Origin of the sequence: Rhizobium lentis, assembly GCF_017352135.1 — a bacterium.
GTDB classification, from domain to species: Bacteria; Pseudomonadota; Alphaproteobacteria; order Rhizobiales; family Rhizobiaceae; genus Rhizobium; species Rhizobium lentis.
The window spans coordinates 68,779-88,864 of record NZ_CP071457.1; the positions used below are offsets into that span (position 1 = coordinate 68,779).

General features: G+C 61.4%; 18 protein-coding genes and 1 pseudogene. 18 read left to right on the plus strand and 1 reads right to left on the minus strand.

What is annotated here, in order from left to right; translation table 11 throughout:
• The first annotated feature begins 2 nt into the window (after positions 1-2).
• Complete coding sequence (locus tag J0663_RS28575; RefSeq protein ID WP_207246144.1) at positions 3-263, plus strand: type II toxin-antitoxin system Phd/YefM family antitoxin; 261 nt, start codon at positions 3-5, stop codon at positions 261-263.
• A complete protein-coding gene (locus J0663_RS28580) occupies positions 253-672 on the plus strand; it encodes a hypothetical protein (protein ID WP_207246145.1) in 420 nt (139 codons plus the stop codon). The genes J0663_RS28575 and J0663_RS28580 overlap by 11 nt, the downstream gene beginning before the upstream one ends.
• Here J0663_RS28580 and J0663_RS28585 read toward each other — a convergent pair.
• A pseudogene (locus tag J0663_RS28585) lies at positions 673-1,726 on the minus strand (AraC family transcriptional regulator).
• Positions 1,727-1,808: 82 nt separating this feature from the next.
• On the opposite strand from J0663_RS28585, the gene J0663_RS28590 reads away from it, so the two are divergent.
• The 16 genes from J0663_RS28590 (at position 1,809) to J0663_RS28665 (ending at position 20,041) form a co-directional block, all read left to right on the plus strand.
• Positions 1,809-2,576 (plus strand): SDR family NAD(P)-dependent oxidoreductase, encoded by a 768-nt coding sequence (locus J0663_RS28590; RefSeq protein ID WP_207246147.1) that lies wholly within the window; start codon positions 1,809-1,811, stop codon positions 2,574-2,576.
• Between the two features lie 23 nt (positions 2,577-2,599).
• Positions 2,600-3,787 (plus strand): acetyl-CoA C-acyltransferase, encoded by a 1,188-nt coding sequence (locus J0663_RS28595; RefSeq protein ID WP_207246148.1) that lies wholly within the window; start codon positions 2,600-2,602, stop codon positions 3,785-3,787.
• Between the two features lie 19 nt (positions 3,788-3,806).
• Complete coding sequence (locus tag J0663_RS28600) at positions 3,807-4,934, plus strand: acyl-CoA dehydrogenase family protein (RefSeq protein WP_207246149.1); 1,128 nt, start codon at positions 3,807-3,809, stop codon at positions 4,932-4,934.
• Positions 4,935-4,996: 62 nt separating this feature from the next.
• The gene (locus J0663_RS28605) at positions 4,997-6,229 is read left to right on the plus strand and encodes a 3-methyl-2-oxobutanoate dehydrogenase (2-methylpropanoyl-transferring) subunit alpha (RefSeq protein WP_207246150.1); all 1,233 of its coding nucleotides are present in this window, start codon (positions 4,997-4,999) and stop codon (positions 6,227-6,229) included.
• Between the two features lies 1 nt (position 6,230).
• Entirely contained in the window at positions 6,231-7,244 is a 1,014-nt protein-coding gene (locus J0663_RS28610) for an alpha-ketoacid dehydrogenase subunit beta (RefSeq protein ID WP_207246151.1), read from the plus strand.
• Positions 7,245-7,247: 3 nt separating this feature from the next.
• Positions 7,248-8,492, plus strand: coding sequence for a dihydrolipoamide acetyltransferase family protein (locus J0663_RS28615; protein ID WP_207246152.1), 1,245 nt, complete (start codon positions 7,248-7,250; stop codon positions 8,490-8,492).
• A 3-nt stretch (positions 8,493-8,495) separates the two neighbouring features.
• Positions 8,496-9,893, plus strand: coding sequence for a dihydrolipoyl dehydrogenase (lpdA, locus tag J0663_RS28620; RefSeq protein ID WP_207246153.1), 1,398 nt, complete (start codon positions 8,496-8,498; stop codon positions 9,891-9,893).
• Positions 9,894-10,197: 304 nt separating this feature from the next.
• Positions 10,198-12,396: a sensor domain-containing phosphodiesterase gene (locus J0663_RS28625; protein ID WP_246590472.1), complete on the plus strand. Its 2,199-nt coding sequence runs from the start codon at positions 10,198-10,200 to the stop codon at positions 12,394-12,396.
• 462 nt (positions 12,397-12,858) lie between these two features.
• Entirely contained in the window at positions 12,859-14,181 is a 1,323-nt protein-coding gene (gene ugpB / locus J0663_RS28630) for a sn-glycerol-3-phosphate ABC transporter substrate-binding protein UgpB (protein ID WP_207246155.1), read from the plus strand.
• 57 nt (positions 14,182-14,238) lie between these two features.
• Positions 14,239-15,123, plus strand: coding sequence for a sn-glycerol-3-phosphate ABC transporter permease UgpA (ugpA, locus tag J0663_RS28635; protein WP_207246156.1), 885 nt, complete (start codon positions 14,239-14,241; stop codon positions 15,121-15,123).
• Positions 15,124-15,135: 12 nt separating this feature from the next.
• Entirely contained in the window at positions 15,136-15,984 is an 849-nt protein-coding gene (gene ugpE, locus J0663_RS28640) for a sn-glycerol-3-phosphate ABC transporter permease UgpE (protein WP_207246157.1), read from the plus strand.
• Position 15,985: 1 nt separating this feature from the next.
• Entirely contained in the window at positions 15,986-17,032 is a 1,047-nt protein-coding gene (locus J0663_RS28645) for a sn-glycerol-3-phosphate import ATP-binding protein UgpC (RefSeq protein ID WP_207246158.1), read from the plus strand.
• A gap of 57 nt (positions 17,033-17,089) precedes the next feature.
• Positions 17,090-17,839, plus strand: a complete 750-nt coding sequence (locus tag J0663_RS28650) for a glycerophosphoryl diester phosphodiesterase (RefSeq protein WP_207246159.1) — start codon at positions 17,090-17,092, stop codon at positions 17,837-17,839.
• 9 nt (positions 17,840-17,848) lie between these two features.
• Positions 17,849-18,634, plus strand: a complete 786-nt coding sequence (locus J0663_RS28655; protein WP_207246160.1) for a DeoR/GlpR family DNA-binding transcription regulator — start codon at positions 17,849-17,851, stop codon at positions 18,632-18,634.
• Positions 18,631-19,425 (plus strand): HAD-IIB family hydrolase, encoded by a 795-nt coding sequence (locus tag J0663_RS28660; RefSeq protein WP_207246161.1) that lies wholly within the window; start codon positions 18,631-18,633, stop codon positions 19,423-19,425. The genes J0663_RS28655 and J0663_RS28660 overlap by 4 nt, the downstream gene beginning before the upstream one ends.
• Positions 19,426-19,486: 61 nt before the next feature.
• Positions 19,487-20,041, plus strand: coding sequence for an NUDIX hydrolase (locus tag J0663_RS28665; protein ID WP_375337200.1), 555 nt, complete (start codon positions 19,487-19,489; stop codon positions 20,039-20,041).
• Positions 20,042-20,086: the final 45 nt, after the last annotated feature.

Consider the following 20,086-nt stretch of genomic DNA (forward strand, 5'->3'; position numbering starts at 1 on the left):
CGATGCGACAATTCACGACAGGTGATCTCAACAAGCAAGTCGGCGACGTCACGGATGCCGCGAGCCGCGAGCCTGTCGTTCTTACCCGCCATAATAAGCCGCGTTTCGTGCTGATGAGCTATGAGCACTATGAGCGCATGCGCAATGGCAGCGATCCGCGTCGCGCCCATGCAGTCGCAGAGATGCCGGACGAGCACGCTGAATTGTTTGATGAGACGATGGAGCGGCTGGCGCGCGGCGAAGGCTATGACGATGAGCCATGAGTTCCGTCCTGGTGAGATAATAACCTATCCCTATCTCTGGGCATGGCAACAGCAGCGTGGTGAGACGGAGGGACGAAAGCAACGACCGGTCTGTGTCGTCATCGCAATCCGCAGCCCGAGTGATGGAAATACGCACCTCGTCCTTCTGGCTATCACCACGCAGCCGCCGCAGACGGGGAGGGTTGCCTTGGAAATTCCCGACATCGAGCGCCGGCGGGCAGGTCTTGGTGATCTTAAGCAGAGCTGGATCGTTCTAGACGAATACAATTACGATATCGTCGAGCACTCCTGGTATATCGAGCCGCATCAGGAGGTTCTGGGTCGTTTCAGCAAATCCTTTGTGATGAAGATTGCCGCCATGTTCTTGAAAGCGCGAAGCCAGTCGGGTCTAGTTAAGCGGTTCGACTGACTAAGTTGAATTCTCCGCTTCCTCCCGCCGAAAAGCCTCGGGGCTCTTGCCCATCCATTTCCGAAAAGCGCGAAAGAACGCACTCGGTTCGGAATAGCCGAGCAGCACGGCGATCTCGCCGATGGTCTTCGACGTGTTCAGCAACAGCTCGACGGCGAGATCCCGGCGGATCTCGTCCTTGATGGCGGCATAGCTTTGTCCCTCGTCATGCAGCCGGTGACGCAGCGTGGAGGGCGGCATGCGCATGTCGGCAGCGAGCTCGGCGAAACTCCGCCACGTCGCAGGTGTTGCCTGGCTCAAGCGGCGGCGGACGGCTGCGGCGATGCCGGCATCGTAGCGGTAGCGGACAAGAATATTGGCCGGTGCGCCGCGCAGGAACTGTTTCAGCGCCTGTTCGCTGCGTGAAATCGGCAAATCGAGCATGGCGCTGTCGAAGCCAAGACGGCTGATCGGTTGGGAGAAGCGAACGGGCGCGCCGAAGAACAGGCGGTAGTCGGCGCCTTGTTTCGGCTCCGCGCAGCGGAAATCGACGAGGCGAATCGGGATGCGCCGGCCGACCAGCCAGCAGGTGATGCCGTGCAGGATGATCCAGTAGGTGCGGTAGGCGAAGGCCGAGCGCGGGCTGCCGGCATCCCGGAGCTCGATCTCGGCGAGGCCGTCGCGGATGACCAGTCGCCCGCGGGGATCATCGAGCACGACATCGAGGAAGCGCAGCGCCCGGCGTAGCGCCTGACCCAGCGTCGGCGCATGCAGCACGCAATGGCAGAGCAGGGTGAAGCTGCCGCTGCGCATCGGTCGTCCGCCCATGCCGAAGAATTCGTCGTCGAGCTCGGCAGCGATGGCCAACCAGAGCGCGCCATAGGTTTCCGCCGAAACCGGTTGGTCGACGCCAGAGAGGCCGACGCGGGCGAGGATTGGCGCCGTCGGCTTGCCGAGCCGCCGTAGGCTGTCGAGCGCCTCCTCGACGAACCCCGGTGCGATCATGCGTCGCTCGATCTCGGCCATCGCAACCTCTATGGCAAAACTGGCCGAAATAATGGAGCAGTTCTGTCATCGCTTGCAATAGGCGGAGCGAATAGAATCCTTTTTGCCGGCAATATCTGGAGGAGATGGCCGGCGGCGAGGAGAAGAGATCGATGCTGATCCGTGGCGCAAGTTTTATCGTGTCCGGCGGCGGCTCCGGCTTGGGGGCGGCGACGGCGCGCATGCTCGTCGAGGCCGGCGGGCGGGTGGCGATCGCCGATCTCAATATCGAGGCGGGTGAAGGGCTTGCTCGGGAATTCGGCAGCGATGCCCGTTTCGTCAAGGCCGACGTGACGGATGGCGACGACGGAGCCGCGGTAATTGCCGCGGCCATGGAAGCCTTCGGCGGCATACGCGGGCTGGTCAATTGCGCCGGCGTGGCGCCGGCCGAAAAGGTGATCGGCCGCGACGGGCCGCATCGGCTGGAGAGTTTTACCCGCACGATCGGCATCAATCTCATTGGCACGTTCAACATGATCCGGCTTGCCGCCGCCGCGATCCAGACTGCGGAGCCGGATGGCGAAGGCGAACGCGGCGTGATCGTCAATACGGCCTCGGTCGCCGCCTTCGACGGCCAGATCGGCCAGGCCGCCTATGCCGCCTCCAAGGGCGGAGTGGCGGCGATGACCTTGCCGATCGCCCGCGAGCTTGCTCGCCACGGCATCCGCGTCGTGTCGATCGCTCCCGGCATTTTCGAGACGCCGATGATGGCCGGTATGCCGGCCGAGGTTCAGACGGCCCTCGGCCAGAGTGTTCCTTTTCCGCCGAGGCTCGGCCGGCCGGCGGAATTTGCCGGACTGGTGCGCCATATCTTTGAAAACAACATGCTGAACGGCGAGGTCATCCGCCTCGACGGCGCATTGCGGATGGGCGCGCGCTGACCGCGTCGCCCGAAGGAGGAAAGATGGTTTGGCAGGATCCCATCGTCATCGTCGGTGCAGCGCGCACCCCGATCGGCAGCTTTCAGGGAGAGCTGAAGGACGCGACCGCGCCGGAGCTCGGAGCAACGGCCATCCGCGCGGCACTTGAGCGCAGCCGCGTCGCCGCCGAGGCGATCGAGGAGGTCGTCTTCGGCTGCGTGCTGCCAGCAGGCCAAGGTCAGGCGCCAGCGCGTCAGGCGGCGATTGGTGCCGGCCTGCCGTTTGCGACCGGGGCCAGCACTGTCAACAAGATGTGCGGCTCGGGCATGAAGGCCGTCATGATGGCCCATGACCAGATCGCCGCCGGCAGCGCTTCGATCGCGGTCGCGGGCGGCATGGAAAGCATGACGAATGCGCCCTATCTCCTCGACAAGGCCCGTGGCGGCTACAGGCTCGGCCATGGGCGTGTCGTGGATCACATGTTCCTCGACGGGCTGGAGGATGCTTATGACAAGGGGCGCTTGATGGGCAGCTTCGCGGAGGATTGCGCCGAGGCCTATCAGTTCACGCGCGAGGCGCAGGACAATTACGCCATCGCCTCTCTGACGCGGGCGCAGAAGGCGATCGCGGAGGGCTTTTTCGACAGCGAGATCGTGCCGGTCACGGTCAAATCGGGTAAATCAGAACAGGTGGCGAGCCACGACGAACAGCCGGGCAGGGCAAAACCCGACAAGATCCCGACGCTGAAGCCCGCCTTCCGCGAAGGCGGCACGGTAACGGCCGCCAATTCCAGCTCGATTTCCGATGGCGCGGCAGCGCTCGTGCTGATGCGCCGTTCCGAGGCAGAGCATCGCGGCCTCACCCCGCTCGCCACCATCCTCGGCCACGCCACGCATTCGCAGGCGCCCAATCTTTTCGCCACCGCGCCGATCGGTGCGCTGCAGAAGCTCTCGGACCGGACCGGCCTGGCGCTCTCGGATGTCGATTTCTTCGAAATCAACGAGGCTTTCGCCGTCGTCGCCATGGCGGCGATGCGCGATCTCGACCTGCCGCATGAAAGGGTCAACGTACATGGCGGCGCCTGCGCCCTCGGCCACCCGATCGGCGCTTCGGGCGCCCGGATCCTGGTGACGCTGCTTTCAGCATTGGAGCGCTACGATCTGAAGCGCGGCATGGCGGCGCTTTGCATCGGCGGCGGCGAGGCGACGGCCGTCGCCATCGAGCGGCACTAGCGGGGAGGGGAGGAACCACATGATCCTTTCCGAACTCCAGCAGCAGATCGCAGACCTCGCCCGCGACTTTGCCCGCGACCGGCTGGCGCCTGGAGCGGCCAAGCGCGACCGCGAGCATCTCTTCCCGCGCGAGGAGCTGAAAGAGATGGGCGAACTCGGGCTGCTCGGTATGCTGGTGCCGGAAGCCTATGGCGGCTCGGACACGGGGGTCGTCGCCTATGCCGCGGCACTCGAGGAGATTGCCGCCGGCGACGGGCCTTGTTCGACGATCATGAGCGTGCACAGCTCCGTCGGCTGCGTGCCGATCCTGAAATTCGGCACCGAGGAGCAGCGGCAGCGCTTCCTGCCGAAGCTTGCGACCGGTGAATGGATCGGCGGCTTTGCGCTCACCGAACCGCAGGCCGGTTCCGACGCCTCGAACCTGAAGACCCGAGCCCGGCGTGACGGGGGCCACTATGTGATCGACGGCGCCAAGCAGTTCATCACCTCGGGGAAGAACGGCAATGTCATCATCGTCTTTGCCGTCACCGATCCCGGCGCCGGCAAGAAAGGTATCACCGCCTTCATCGTGCCGACGGATACGCCGGGTTACGAGGTGATCCGCGTCGAGGAAAAACTCGGACTGCATTCCACCGATACCTGCCAGATCGCCTTCAACAAGATGCGCATTCCGGCGGATCTCCGGCTGGGCGCGGAAGGCGAAGGCTACCGCATCGCGCTCGCCAATCTCGAGGGCGGGCGGATCGGTATTGCCGCGCAGGCCGTCGGCATGGCGCGGGCGGCTTTCGAGGCGGCGCGCGACTATGCCAGGGAGCGCACGGCTTTCGGCAAGCCGATTATCGAACATCAGGCCGTCGCCTTTCGCCTTGCCGACATGGCGGTGCGGATCGAGGCGGCGCGCCAGCTCGTCTTTCACGCCGCTTCGCTGCGGGAGGCGGATTTGCCCTGCCTGTCGGAGGCCTCGATGGCGAAGCTCTTTGCCTCGGAGATGGCCGAGCGCGTCTGCTCCGATGCGATCCAGATCCACGGCGGCTACGGCTACATGGCCGATTACCCGGTCGAACGCATCTATCGTGACGTGCGCATCTGCCAGATCTATGAGGGAACGAGCGACGTGCAGCGCATGGTGATTGCCCGCAATCTGTAGGAATGCCATCCGGCCCGCTTCCGGGGAGGGGGCGGGGCCGGCAAAGGGAGGAAAGAAAAAACATGGTGGATTCTGCTCGGTTGAGCCTGCACGTCCCCGAACCCGCCGTCCGCCCGGGCGGCCAGCCTGATTTTTCTAACGTCAAGATCGCCAAGGCCGGCTCCGTGCCGCGACCGGGGGTCGATGTCGCATCCGAGGATATCCGCGATCTCGCCTATTCGATCATCCGTGTGCTAAACCGCGACGGTGAGGCGGTCGGTCCCTGGGCGGGATCACTCTCCGATGAGGAACTGCTGACCGGGCTGCGCAACATGATGAAGCTGCGCGCCTTCGACGCCCGCATGCTGATGGCGCAGCGTCAGGGCAAGACCTCCTTCTACATGCAGCATCTTGGCGAAGAGGCCGTTAGTTGCGCCTTCCGCAAGGCGCTCAAAAAGGGCGACATGAATTTTCCGACCTATCGCCAAGCGGGCCTGTTGATTGCCGACGACTACCCGATGGTCGAGATGATGAACCAGATCTATTCGAACGAGAGCGATCCGTTGCACGGTCGGCAGCTGCCGATCATGTATTCCTCCAAGGAACACGGCTTCTTCACCATCTCGGGCAATCTCGCCACCCAATATGTGCAGGCCGTCGGCTGGGCGATGGCCTCGGCGATCAAAAACGACAGCCGCATTGCCGCGGCCTGGATCGGTGACGGGTCGACGGCGGAGTCCGACTTCCATTCGGCGCTCGTCTTCGCTTCGACCTACAAGGCGCCCGTCATCCTCAACATCGTCAACAATCAGTGGGCGATCTCCACCTTCCAGGGAATTGCCCGCGGCGGATCCGGCACCTTTGCAGCCCGCGGCCTCGGCTTCGGCATTCCGGCGTTGCGGGTCGACGGAAACGATTATCTCGCCGTCCATGCCGTCGCCCGCTGGGCGGCCGAACGCGCGCGGCGCAATCTGGGGCCGACGCTGATCGAACATGTCACCTACCGCGTTGGTGCGCATTCGACCTCCGACGATCCGAGCGCCTATAGGCCGAAGACGGAATCGGAGGCCTGGCCGCTCGGCGATCCCGTGCTGCGGCTGAAGAAACATCTGATCGTCAAGGGCGTATGGTCGGAGGAGCGGCATGTGCAGGCCGAAGCCGAGATCACGGACGAGGTGATCGAGGCGCAACGCCAAGCTGAGGCGCATGGCACGCTCCATGCCGGCGGCAAGCCGTCGGTGCGTGATATCTTCGAAGGCGTCTATGCCGAGATGCCGGCGCATATCCGCCGGCAGCGGCAGAAGGCAGGGTACTGACATGGCCAGGATGACGATGATCGAGGCCGTGCGCAGCGCCATGGACGTCTCGATGGCGAAGGACGACAATGTCGTCGTTTTCGGCGAAGATGTCGGTTATTTCGGCGGCGTCTTCCGCTGTACGCAGGGCCTGCAGGCGAAATACGGCAGGACGCGCTGCTTCGACACGCCGATCAGCGAATCCGGCATTGTCGGCACGGCGATCGGCATGGCCGCTTACGGGCTGAAGCCCTGCGTCGAGATCCAGTTCGCCGACTATATGTATCCCGCCTACGACCAGCTGACGCAGGAGGCGGCGCGCATCCGCTATCGCTCCAACGGCGATTTCACTTGCCCGATCGTCGTGCGTATGCCCACTGGCGGCGGCATCTTCGGCGGCCAGACCCACAGCCAGAGCCCGGAAGCGCTCTTCACGCATGTCTGCGGATTGAAGGTGATCGTGCCTTCCAATCCCTATGACGCCAAGGGCCTGCTGATCGCGGCGATCGAGGATCCCGATCCGGTCATGTTCCTGGAGCCGAAACGGCTCTATAACGGCCCCTTCGACGGCCATCACGAGCGGCCGGTGACGCCCTGGTCGAAACACGAACTCGGCGAGGTGCCCGACGGCCACTACACGATCCCGATCGGCAAGGCCGAGGTGCGGCGCGTGGGATCGGCGGTAACAGTGGTTGCCTATGGCACGATGGTGCATGTGGCGCTTGCCGCGGCCGAAGACGCCGGCATCGATGCCGAGGTGATCGATCTAAGAAGTCTGCTGCCGCTTGATCTCGATACGATCGTCAAATCGGTCGCCAAGACCGGACGCTGCGTCGTGGTTCATGAGGCGACCTTGACCTCGGGCTTCGGTGCCGAGGTCGTGGCGCTGGTCCAGGAACATTGCTTCTATCATCTCGAAGCACCGGTCGTGCGGGTTGCGGGTTGGGACACGCCCTACCCGCATGCGCAGGAGTGGGACTATTTCCCCGGTCCCGGCAGGGTCGGGCGGGCGCTTGCCGAAGTCATGGAGGCCTGAGCCATGGGCGAAGTCATCATCAAGATGCCCGATGTCGGGGAAGGCGTCGCCGAGGCCGAACTGGTGGAATGGCATGTGAAGCCGGGAGATCCCGTCCGCGAGGACATGGTGATCGCCGCCGTCATGACCGACAAGGCGACGGTGGAAATTCCCTCTCCCGTTGATGGCACGGTCATCTGGCTCGCCGGCGAGATTGGAGACCTCATCGCGGTCAAGGCGCCGCTGGTGCGGATCGAAACGGCTGGAGGTGCCGGCGAGGCCCAGCCGTTGCCAAGCTCGCAGGCGCCGACCGCCGAAGTGGTCAAGGCGGAAATCGCCAGGCCTGCCCCGGCAGCGCCTGTCGCCGCAACCCCGGCTGCTGCCGCACCGCCCGCCGAAAAACCGCTTGCCGCCCCTTCCGTTCGCCTCTTTGCCAGGGAAAACGGCGTCGATCTCAGGCAGGTGCATGGAAGCGGGCCGGCAGGGCGTATTCTGAGGGAAGATGTCGAGCAATTTATCGTGCAAGGCGCCGCTCCTGCCCTGGTCAAGGGCGGATCTGCCAAGAAGACAGCGACCGAGGAGATCAAGCTCACCGGGCTGCGGCGGCGGATCGCCGAAAAGATGGTGCTTTCGACCTCGCGTATTCCTCATATCACCTATGTGGAGGAGGTGGATATGACGGCGTTGGAGGAGCTGCGCGCCACCATGAACGGCGACCGCAGGGAAAGCCATCCGAAGCTGACGGTTCTGCCTTTCCTGATGCGGGCGCTGGTCAAGGCGATTTCCGAGCAGCCGGAGGTCAACGCCACCTTCGACGACGATGCCGGCATCATCACACGCCATGGTGCCGTGCATATCGGCATCGCCACGCAGACGCCGGCCGGTCTGACCGTGCCTGTCGTGCGGCATGCGGAAGCACGTGGCATCTGGGATTGCGCCGCCGAGATGGTCCGGCTGGCGGACGCGGCGCGTTCGGGCACCGCGACGCGCGACGAGCTTTCCGGCTCGACCATCACCATCAGCTCGCTCGGCGCGCTCGGCGGCATCGTCTCGACGCCCGTCATCAATCATCCCGAGGTGGCGATCATCGGCGTCAACAAGATCGCCACACGGCCGGTCTGGGACGGGACGCAGTTCGTGCCGCGCAAGATGATGAACCTCTCCTCCAGTTTCGATCATCGCATCATCGACGGCTGGGATGCGGCGACCTTCGTCCAGCGCATCCGTACGCTCCTCGAAACGCCGGCGCTTATTTTCATCGAAGGCTGACCCATGAAAGAGATTGTCTGCAAGCTCCTCGTCATCGGCGCCGGCCCGGGCGGTTATGTCTGCGCGATCCGCGCCGGCCAGCTCGGCATCGATACGGTCATCGTCGAGGCCGGCAAGCCGGGCGGCACCTGCCTGACGGTCGGCTGCATTCCTTCAAAGGCGCTGATCCATGCGGCCGAGGAATTCGACGCCACGCAAAAGATGCTGGCCGGCAAGAACCCGATAGGCATCCGCGTCGAAGGCGCCTCGATCGATCTTGCAAGGACAGTCGCCTGGAAGGACGGCATTGTCGGCCGGCTGACGGGCGGCGTTTCGGGGCTCTTACAGAAGGCGCGGGTCAAGATCGTCCATGGCCAGGCCCGTTTCCGCGACGGCAAGACGGTGGAGGTGGAAACCGAAACCGGCCAGCAGATCATCCGCGCCGAGACCGTTGTCATAGCCACCGGTTCCGATCCGGTGGAACTCGCCAACCTGCCCTTCGGCGGCCGCGTCATCTCCTCGACCGAAGCGCTGTCGCTGACGGAGCTGCCGAAGAAGCTTGTCGTGGTCGGCGGCGGTTATATCGGGCTGGAACTCGGGACGGCCTTTTCGAAGATGGGCTCGGAGGTGAGTGTCGTCGAGGCGACGCCGCAGGTGCTGCCGCTCTATGATGCAGAGCTGGTGCGTCCCGTCATACGCAAGCTGGCCGAGAGTGACATCCGGGTGCTGACGGGCGCGAAGGCGACGGGGCTTGGCGATAGTGGCGAGGCATTGATCGTCGAAACGTCGGATGGCCGGCGTGAAACTCTGCCGGCGGATCGCATCCTCGTCACCGTCGGCCGCCGCCCCCGAACGGCAGGTTCCGGTCTCGAGGAACTCGATCTCGACCGCGCCGGTCCGTATCTGAGGATCGACGATCGTTGCCGCACTTCGATGCGCGGCATCTATGCGATCGGCGACGTGACCGGCGAGCCGATGCTGGCCCATCGGGCGATGGCGCAAGGGGAGATGGTGGCGGAAATCATCGCCGGCAAGAAGCGGGCCTGGGACAAAAGATGTATTCCCGCCATCTGCTTTACTGACCCGGAGATCGTCAGCACCGGCCTGTCGCCGGCGGAGGCCCGTGCGCAAGGATATGAGATCCGCACCGGCCAGTTTCCCTTCAGCGCCAACGGGCGGGCGATGACGATGCTGTCCGAAGACGGCTTTGTACGCGTCGTCGCCCGCGCCGACACCAATCTCGTGCTCGGCTTGCAGGCAGTGGGAGCCGGGGTTTCCGAGCTGTCGGCGGCTTTTGCGCTCGCCATCGAGATGGGTGCACGCCTGGAAGACATCGCCGGCACCATCCACGCGCATCCGACCCGCAGCGAAGCGCTGATGGAGGCGGCGCAGAAGGCTTTGGGAAGTGCCCTGCACATTTGAATTGAAACCGAATCGGAAATGCCGCCGCCGCATTCTGGCAGCAAACTCCCGTCGGCCAAACCCAGATGCCATATCTATCCGTTAGTTCCGGATCTTGCGGCCAGGTCAGAACTTCCCGTTCGGCGGGATCTCTTGCGATCAGACTACATGTCGACTGCTTCAATATTTGGCAACCAGATTATGCAATTTTATAGGTCGTCAGCGGTTAGTTCTTCCGCTTCCATGACCCATGAAGGGTTTCACTCCGCGTCATCAAGCGTTGCGAGGAGCCTAAGGTCGCATGTCCCTTACAGAAGATGAGAGGTTGAATCTCCTCCGCCAGGCCAACATTCTCGATACACCGCCAACGGAAGAGTTCGATGCTATCGTGCGGCTGGCTTGTAGCATGTTCGACATGCCGATGGCGTTGGTTTCGTTCGTCGACGGGCATCGGCAGTGGTTCAAGGCCGAGCAAGGTCTCTTTTTGAAAGAGACGCCACGCGAGCATTCCTTTTGCAGCCATATCGTCAAAACGAAGTCACCGCTCATCGTCGAAAACGCCGACAAGGATTCCCGCTTTTCCGGCAACACCTTCGTCAGGGATCGTTCGGTCCGGTTCTATGCGGGAGTGCCGCTTTCGGAAGGGGAGACCTGCTATGGCAGCTTCTGTGTCCTCGACACAAAGAACCGCCGCTTCAGCGGCCGGGATCTCGAACAGCTTCGTAGTTTGGCAAGCGTCGTCGTCGGCCTTATCCGGGAACATCGTCAGCAAAACCTGCTGAGAGAGCAGCAGCGCGAATTGGAATTGAAGCAGGCCCGCTTCGAGCAGACCGAACGCTCTGCCAAGGTCGGCGGCTTCGAGATGGATCTCGCGACCGGCACGATCATTTGGTCGGACCAGATTTACCGCACGGTTGGACTACCCGTGGGCAAACGCATGACCTCGGAGGAGGTGATCGGCTGCTATGCTCCCGAAGAGCGCGAGAGCGTCAGACGCAGGATACGCGATGTCCTCGATGGTTCTGCGGGCGGCATCGACAGGGAATATCGTATCATGACGCCGGAGGGGGAGGAACGCTGGGTTCGCGTGGTCAGCGATATCGAGCGCTTGAGCGGGAAACCCAGTCGTTTGTTCGGCATCGTTCAGGATGTTTCCGAAAAAGTGCGGTACGAGCAACGTCTCCTCCAGGCGGCAAACGCTGATCCTCTGACCGGACTTGCCAACCGGGCAGCCTATAATGCTCATATGGAGAGGCTCACGGCAGCCGACGCTCCTTCCATCGGCTTGCTGTTGATCGACGTCGATCGCCTGAAGCAAGTGAACGATATCCTCGGCCATGCGACAGGCGACCTGCTGTTGAAAGGCGTGGCCTCACGTCTGGATGAACGCTTGGGAAAGCGAGGAAAGGTCTTTCGCCTCGGCGGCGATGAGTTCTCCGTTATCCTGGACGCACCGGCAAGCCTACGTCGCATGGGCTCAATCGCGCGCCATCTAATCGAATTCATCGGTCGCCCACTGGAGGTTGGGGGATCGACGATAAATCCGGCGATAACAGTGGGTGGCGCGATTTCCGAGGGCGAGATGGACGCCGCGACGCTTTCGCAAAACGCCGACTTCGCCCTCTATCATGCCAAAGAAACGCGGCGCGGCAGCTATGTACACTACGAACCCAGCCTGCGTTCTAGGATAGCGCGTCGCATCCAGATCATCCGAGAGGTAGAATCGGCCCTTACCGAAGATCGGATGGTGCCGCACTATCAGCCGATCGTTGGTTGTGCCGACGGTCAGGTATCGGCCTTTGAAGCGCTTGTGCGAATGCAGCGTTCGGATGGTTCGATCGTCTCGGCAGGCCAATTTCACGAGGCGTTCACAGACCCAAGCGTTGCCCATCACATCACGACCCGCATGCTCGAGCAGGTCGCGGCCGATATTCGCAGCTGGATCGACCGCGACCTGGAATTTGGGCGTGTCGCTCTCAACATAAGCGCCTCCGATTTCATGAGGGGCGACCTGGAAACCCGGATCGTTGCCGCCTTCGCGTCAAGAGGCATTCCGCTGGACAAGCTCGTGCTGGAGGTGACGGAAACGGTCTTCCTGCAGGGCCTGGAAGAGACCGTCGCAACCACTCTGCAACGCTTGCGCAAGAAGGGCCTGACAGTGGCGCTCGACGACTTCGGGACAGGCTATGCATCGCTGACGCACCTGCGAAGTCTGCCGGTCGATGTCATCAAGATCGACAAGAGCTTCATCGACACGATGCTTGTGGATGAATCGAGCCTCGCAATCGTTGAGTTGGTACTCAATCTGGCGCGCAAGCTCGACATGAAGGTCACCGCGGAAGGCGTGGAGAGCCATCGACAAGCGATGTGTTTGCTGGAAAAGGGCTGCACCACGCTGCAGGGCTATTTGTTCGGCAAACCAATGAGCCGCGAACGTGTTGGCGAATATCTGCGTGCACGCAAACCCGGTATGACGGAGAACGCCGACCGGCCGAAGGAGGAACCGCGCCGCCTCCTCGGATAGCAATTGGCCGCCCCGGGAGGGAGTTGTTCACCGCAATCGATGTCCCCGGCGGTAAACACGTCATCGCCTAGGCGTGCATCCGACTCGCAGTGAAGCGGTCATGGAGGGGGCGCCGACGCTTGGGCGCCGCTGCAAATTTGAGCTGGTGTGCGTCAGGTCCATCCTGCCTGGACGCTGGCCAGCGCTCCTCGTCGCGGCAATTACGGTGTCGCGCGCAAAATATGATATTTCTGCGCCAACTGACATATGACGTTCATTTGAACATTGTATCTGAGCATTCGAGCGGCTGATGGCGAAATCCGTGCTAGTCGATCGCGCTCTGAAGCCAAGGACAGTTCGCCTGCAGCCTGAGAGCGCTCCATATGTTCATTTGAACATTCCGTTGTTGCAAAGTGAAACTCGGCTGTTACCATCCGCGCGTCTGGAGCGGGAGGCTGCGGACCGAGAGAAGTGGGAGAGACCATGAACAAGATCGCTTATTTCCTGTCCGCAGGATTGACCAGCCTGTCCTTGTCCGTTCCGGCGATGGCCGCCACAAAGATCCAGTGGTGGCACGCGATGGGCGGTGAGAACGGCGCGAAGCTGGAGCAAATTGCCAAGGGCTTCAACGCGTCTCAGTCCGATTATGAAATCGTGCCTGTCTACAAGGGCAATTACGATGAGACCCTGACGGGCGCCATCGCTGCGTTCCGCGCCAATCAACAGCCGGCCATCGTGCAGGTCTACGAAGTCGGCACCGGCACCATGATGGCAGCACAGGGCGCAATTTATCCCGTATACGAGTTGATGAAGGACGAAGGCGAGCCCTGGGACCAAAACAAGTTCATTGCGCCGGTCGTCGGCTACTACTCGGACACCAGCGGCAACGTCCTGTCGCTGCCCTTCAATTCGTCCACGCCGATCATGTATTACAACAAGGATGTCTTCAAGAAAGCGGGACTCGATCCGGAGACGCCGCCAAAGACATGGGCTGAGGTCGAAGCCTTCTCGCGCACGATCATGAAATCAGGCGCTGCCAAGTGCGGCTTCACCAGCGGCTGGATCTCCTGGATCCAGACTGAAAATCTCAACGCCCTGCACGATAAGCCTTACTCCACCAAGGCCAACGGTTTCGGCGGTCTGGATGCGGAATTCACCTTCAACAATGATCTGACGATCCGCCATTGGGGGAATCTGAAGAAGTGGCAGGACGAAGGGCTCTTCAAATTCGGCGGACCGGTCGGCGGCGATAACGCGCCCCCGATGTTTTACTCTCAGGAATGCGCGATGTACATGAACTCGTCTGCCGGCCGGGCGGGCGTCATCAACAACGCCAAAGCCTTCAAGGTCGGTTTTGCGCCGCTTCCCTATTATGACGACGTCATCAAGCAGCCGCTCAACTCAATCATCGGCGGCGCCACACTCTGGACGCTGAAGGGGCGCCCGGAGGAAGAATATAAGGGTGTGGCGAAATTCTACACCTATTTGCAGAAGCCGGAAGTTCAGGCCGACTGGCATCAGTTCTCAGGTTATCTTCCGATCACCGAGGCTGCCTATAAGCTGAGCCAGGAGCAGGGATATTACGAAAAGAATCCCGGCGCCGATGTCGGCATCAAGCAATTGACTCGCGTGACGCCGACCGAAAATTCAAAGGGCATCCGGTTCGGCAATTACGTCCAGGTCCGCGGCATCATCGATGACGAATTCGCGGCATTGCTCGGCGGAAAGAAGACCGCGAAGGAAGCGGTTGATTCCGTCGTCACGCGCGGCAATCAGCAGCTTCGCGATTTCGAAGCTGCCAATTAAGGGCTCAAGGCAGGGGCGGTCAAACCGCTCCTGTCTCTCCGTCATCTGTGAGGGCCCATGCAAACGAAACGCACCGTCTTTCCCAATAAGGTTTTGCCTTATCTGCTTATTGCTCCCCAGCTTCTGATAACCGTTGTCTTCTTCCTCTGGCCAGCCGCAACCGCCTTCTGGCAATCGTTCCTTCGCCAGGATGCGTTCGGTTTCAAAACGAACTTCGTCTGGTTCCAGAATTATCGCCGGCTCTTCGCCGACCCCCTCTATATGGACGCCTTCGGCCACACCCTGGTCTTCGCCGTCTCGGTGACGGTTCTGTCGACAACGCTTGCGCTTACTCTGGCCGCCGCCGCCATGCGTGTGCTGCGGACGTCCCGCATCTATTCGACCTTGCTGATCTGGCCTTACGCGGTGGCGCCTGCGATTGCCGGCATACTCTGGTGGTTCATGTTCAATCCGTCGATCGGCATCGTCGCCTATATGCTTCGCAGCCTGGGAATCAGTTGGAACCATCTGATCAACCCGGACAATGCGATGGTCCTGATCGTGATCGCCGCCACCTGGAAGCAAATTTCCTATAACTTTCTGTTTTTCCTGGCCGCGCTGCAGTCCGTGCCGCGCTCACTCCAGGAAGCCGGCGCCATCGACGGCGCCGGGCCGGTGAAACGCTTCTGGACGATCGTGTTCCCGCTGATCTCGCCGACAACCTTCTATCTGGTCGTCATCAACATCGTTTACGCGATGTTCGACACCTTCGGCATCGTTCATGCAACGACGCAGGGGGGGCCGGCGCGCGCCACCGAGATTCTCGTCTACAAGGTCTATTTCGACGGCTTCATCGGCCTCAACCTCGGCTCCTCGGCAGCGCAGTCGGTCATACTCATGATCATCGTTGTTGCTCTTACCGCGGTCCAGTTCCGCTTCGTCGAACGCCGCGTGCAATATTGAGGAGCGTCAAAGGTGGTTGAAAATCGTCCTTTCCTGAATTTCCTGGCTCACCTCGTCCTTGTTCTCGGCGTCACGATCGTGGTCTTCCCGGTCTATATCGCCTTTATCGCATCGAGCCACGGCCCCAACGACTTTCTGTCCGGGGTCGTGCCACTGGTGCCGGGACCGCACATCATCGAGAATTATTCGACTATGCTGTCATCGGGGATGACGAGTTCCGGCGCGCCGCCGATCGGGCCGATGCTGCTCAATTCGTTGATCATGGCCGTCGGTGTGGCCGTTGGAAAGATTGCCATTTCCATTCTTTCCGCCTTCGCCATCGTCTATTTTCGGTTTCCCTTTCGCACGCTCGCCTTCTGGATGATCTTCATCACGCTGATGTTGCCGGTCGAGGTGCGCATCGTGCCGACCTACAAGGTGGTCGCCGATCTCGGAATGCTGAACAATTATGGCGGGCTCATCATTCCGCTGATCGCGTCGGCGACGGCAACCTTCCTGTTTCGGCAATTTTTCCTCACCGTACCCGACGAGCTGATGGAGGCTGCGCGCGTTGACGGGGCGGGGCCGTTGAAATTCTTCCGCGATATCCTGTTGCCGCTGTCGGTGACCAACATCGCAGCCTTGTTCATCATCCTGTTCGTGCTCGGCTGGAACCAGTATCTGTGGCCACTCATCGTTACGACCGACCAGAGCCTCTACACCGTCGTCATGGGCATTCAGCGCATGGCCGCGGTCGCCGATGCCGAGCCGCGCTGGAATCTCGTCATGGCGGCTGTCATCCTGGCTGCCTTGCCGCCCGTCCTTGTCATCGTCGCCATGCAACGCCTTTTCGTCAAAGGCCTGGTCGAAACGGAGAAATGAAATGGCCCCGATCAAAATCGTCGACGTCAAGAAAAACTATGGTTCGGTCCCCGCCGTCAAAGGCATCAACCTGGCTGTCGAAGACGGTGAATTCATCGTGCTGGTCGGTCCTTCCGGCTGCGGCAAGTCAACCTTGCTTCGCATGATCGCCGGACTGGAATCGATCACTGACGGCCAGGTCGAGATCGGCGGCCGCAACGTCAACAAGGCGGAGCCGGCCGAGCGGGACATCGCCATGGTTTTCCAGAATTATGCGCTTTATCCGCATATGACCGTGCGCGGAAACCTTGAATATGGCTTGAAGAACCGCGGCACGCAGCGCGCGGAAATCGATCGTCGTGTCAAGGAGGCGGCCGACATCCTCGAAATCGGGCCGATGCTGGACCGTAAGCCGCGCGAATTATCTGGGGGACAACGCCAGCGCGTGGCTATGGGACGGGCCATCGTGCGTGAACCGGCGGCGTTTCTTTTCGACGAGCCTCTGTCCAATCTCGATGCCAAGCTGCGCGTCCAGATGCGGGTCGAAATACGCCGACTGCAACGCCGGCTGAAGACAACCAGCATCTACGTTACCCATGACCAGCTCGAAGCGATGACGCTTGCCGACAGGCTCGTCGTCATGAATGGCGGACTGGTCGAACAAGTGGGAACGCCGGTCGAAGTCTATGACCGTCCTGCAAGTCTCTTTGTTGCCGGCTTCATCGGTTCTCCGCCGATGAACCTCGTGCCAATCGAGGCGCTGGGTGCGGCCGATAGCGGGAAGGCCCTTGATTTGCCCGACGGGACGGACATTGTCGGTCTCAGGCCGGATGCTCTGCTCATAACGGAGCCCACAGAGCCTTCCGTTCGTCTGAATGCGATCGTCGAGTTGCTTGAACCGATCGGCGGCGAAAGCCACCTGCATGTCAGACTGGGGGAGGGCCAGCAGACGGTCGTCCTGACGGTCCAGGGCCGGCCGGACTTCGCCGAGACTGCCAGAATCGAGATCTTCGCGCGCATTGATCAGATGCATCCCTTCAACAGCAAGACTGGACGACGGACCGACTGAAACGGCCGGATTGTCCAGTCCGATCTGCAGCATTGAAAAGTGAGGATAGAGGAACACATGCCAAAGTCAGTGCCGCGATCCGGACCCGACCGCAGTGAGATTCAAGCACATCGAGGCGCATCCGCTATCGCGCCCGAAAACACGATCGCCGCTTTCCGGGCGGCTGCCGACCAGGGCGCCGAATGGGTCGAACTCGACGTCGCGCTCCTTGGCGATGGAACCGCGGTCGTCATCCATGACGTGTCGGTCGACCGCTGCTCCTCGTCGACCGGCAAGCTCAGCGATCTCACCGCATCCGACCTGCAGAAGATCGACGCCGGCGGTTGGTTCGATCCCCGCTTCAAGGGAGAACCCTTGCCGACCCTTGCCCAGGTCCTGTCCACATTGGGTGAGCTCGGGCTGAATGCGAATGTCGAGATCAAGCAGCACCCGCATCATAAATCTCTCGACCAGCTGGTGAAAACCGTTGACGAACATTTGAAGGCGCGCGCGCCGCAGACCAGGATCATGATATCGAGCTTCGACGCGGCGGCGCTCAGGCGCATGCACGAAATCGATCCGAGTTACGAGCTTGCGATGTTGTGGAGCAAACTGCCAGATAACTGGAGTGACGTTCTCCAATCCATCCCCGCAGGAACGGTGCACCTTGGATACAAGTCTCTCAGCATCGGATTCCTCGAGGAAGCGGCGCACCGGGGGACAAAGGTGCGGGCATGGACCTGCAACGACCCGAAGCTCCTCGCATCTTTTTGGCCTGTCGGCTTGACCGGTGTGATAACAGACGACCCAAGTGTCTATCTCTCGTAAGGAATAGCGATGGGCCAGCGGGTCATATCGAGCCGACAACGCGAAATACTTGCGCTGATCGAAACGGAGGGTGTCCAGTATATCGATGATCTGGCGCGCCGGTACGATCTGACGACCCAGACGATCCGCCGTGACATCAATGCCTTGTGTGATCTCGGGCACGCCCGGCGCTTTCACGGCGGCGTGGGTGTGCCGGTCGAAGGCAGCAATATTTCCCTCAACGCCCGCGCCCAACTGAACCGGCGCGCCAAGCGGCTGATCGCCAAGCGGGTCGCCGCCGATATCGGCCCGAATGCGACTGTATTCCTGGGGATCGGCAGCACTGTCCAATTCGTCGCGGAGGCGTTGCGGGATCACCAAGGGCTGACTGTTATCACCAACAACATCCATGTCGCTCTCACCCTTTGCGAATCGCCTAGTGTTGAGGTCCATCTCACCGGCGGCCTGCTACGCCATGACGATCGCGACGTTGTGGGCAGCGATGTGATCAAGTTCGTCGAGAAATTCTATGCGACCTATGCGGTCGTCGGTGCCGGTGCGCTGAGCCCGGTGAACGGCCTGATGGACTTCAGCTATAGCGAAGCGCAGATCACCAATGCCCTCCTGGAGAATTCGCAAACGCGGCTCCTGGCTGCTGACGTCAGCAAGTGGACCCGCCATGCGGCGGTGCGCGTGGCACCTTTCAATAAAATAACCCGCTTTTACACGGATCGGCTGCCGGCCGATCCGTCGATCGCCAGTGTGCTCGCCGACAGCAGCATGGAGGTGGTAACCTGCGGCGAGGACTTGACATGACCTTCGTAGATCTGGCGCCCTCTGCGCATGAATTGCAGCATGTGCGTTATCTCTTCACCGATATCGACGATACTCTGACGACAGAGGGTAAACTTCTGCCGCGCACCTATGACGCGCTTTGGGAGCTCAGCCGGGCCGGTATCGCCGTCGTGCCGGTCACGGGTGGTTCAGCCGGGTGGTGCGAACACATCGTCCGGGCCTGGCCTGTTGCCGCAGTCATCGGCGAAAGTGGCGCCTATTCCGTCATCCGCCGCAGCGGCCAAGTTATTTTCGATTTCTGGGAGAACCGCGCACTGCAGGGCGAGCGTCAACGTCAGCATCTGGAGGCGACCGAAAGACTGATCTCGGAAAGGGGCGGCACCTTCAAGATTGCCCACGATCAGGTGTTCCGTCTGGCTGACGTGGCAATCGACATTCAGGGTCATGATACGCATGCTGTCGAAGATATGGCATCCGATATCAGGGCAATCGGCGGGACCGTCGCCATCAGTTCCATTCACATCAACACCTGGATTGGCGACTATGACAAACGCGCCATGAGCGAGCGCGTCCTGACCGGCGTATTCGGGGTCGGCCCCGTTGAATTGCCGTCTGTCACGGCGTTCGTCGGCGATTCTCGAAACGATGCTCCGATGTTCGGCTTCATCCGAAACTCTTTCGGCGTCGGCAATATCCTTCCTGTTCTTCCGCATCTGCAGCATGTGCCGAGATGGATCTCCTCCCAGCCCGCGGGACTTGGTTTTGCCGATATTGCCGGGACAATCCTGAATGCCAGGACTACAGGCCAATGAAGCGCGGGCGGGCTGAGAGCGAAAGAAGTGCGCGCCACAGGAAGCCATGCCCGGCCACGGGATGAATTGGAGCCGAAGCGCCTTGAAATCTCTGAAAAAACGCAGCAGGACTCGGCCAGACAAGTCTCAGCCATTGCTGCGTCAGCTCGCGGCGGTTCCTGCGAAACTATTTGCCGGCGCGTTCCGCCAACAGTATGGCGCCCTCTGTTTTCGCTATTGCAATGGCGGACCGAAGATCGAAATCCTGGTCATCACGTCGCGCGAGCGTGCGCGCTGGGTCATACCGAAGGGGTGGCCGATGAAAGGGAAGAAGCCATTCGAAGCCGCGGCGGTAGAAGCCTGGGAGGAGGCAGGCGTGCGCGGAGCTGTGAGGAAGAAACCTGTTGGCCGCTATACTTATCTGAAAGAACTTGACGACGGCGATGTGGCGCCATGCATCGTCGACGTGTTTCAGATTGAAGTCACCGAACACTGCAATGACTTTAAGGAGCAAGGCCAGCGTCTTCTCGAATGGGTCAGCCCCGATGAAGCGGCGCGACGCGTCCGGGAGGTCGAACTCAAGTCGCTGCTCGTCGAATTTGAAGCGCGGGGTCGCAAGAAGTCCGACCGCGGCTGACCGGTAGGATCTCTTGGTCCGGTTACGGCAGTTCGTGACCGCTTT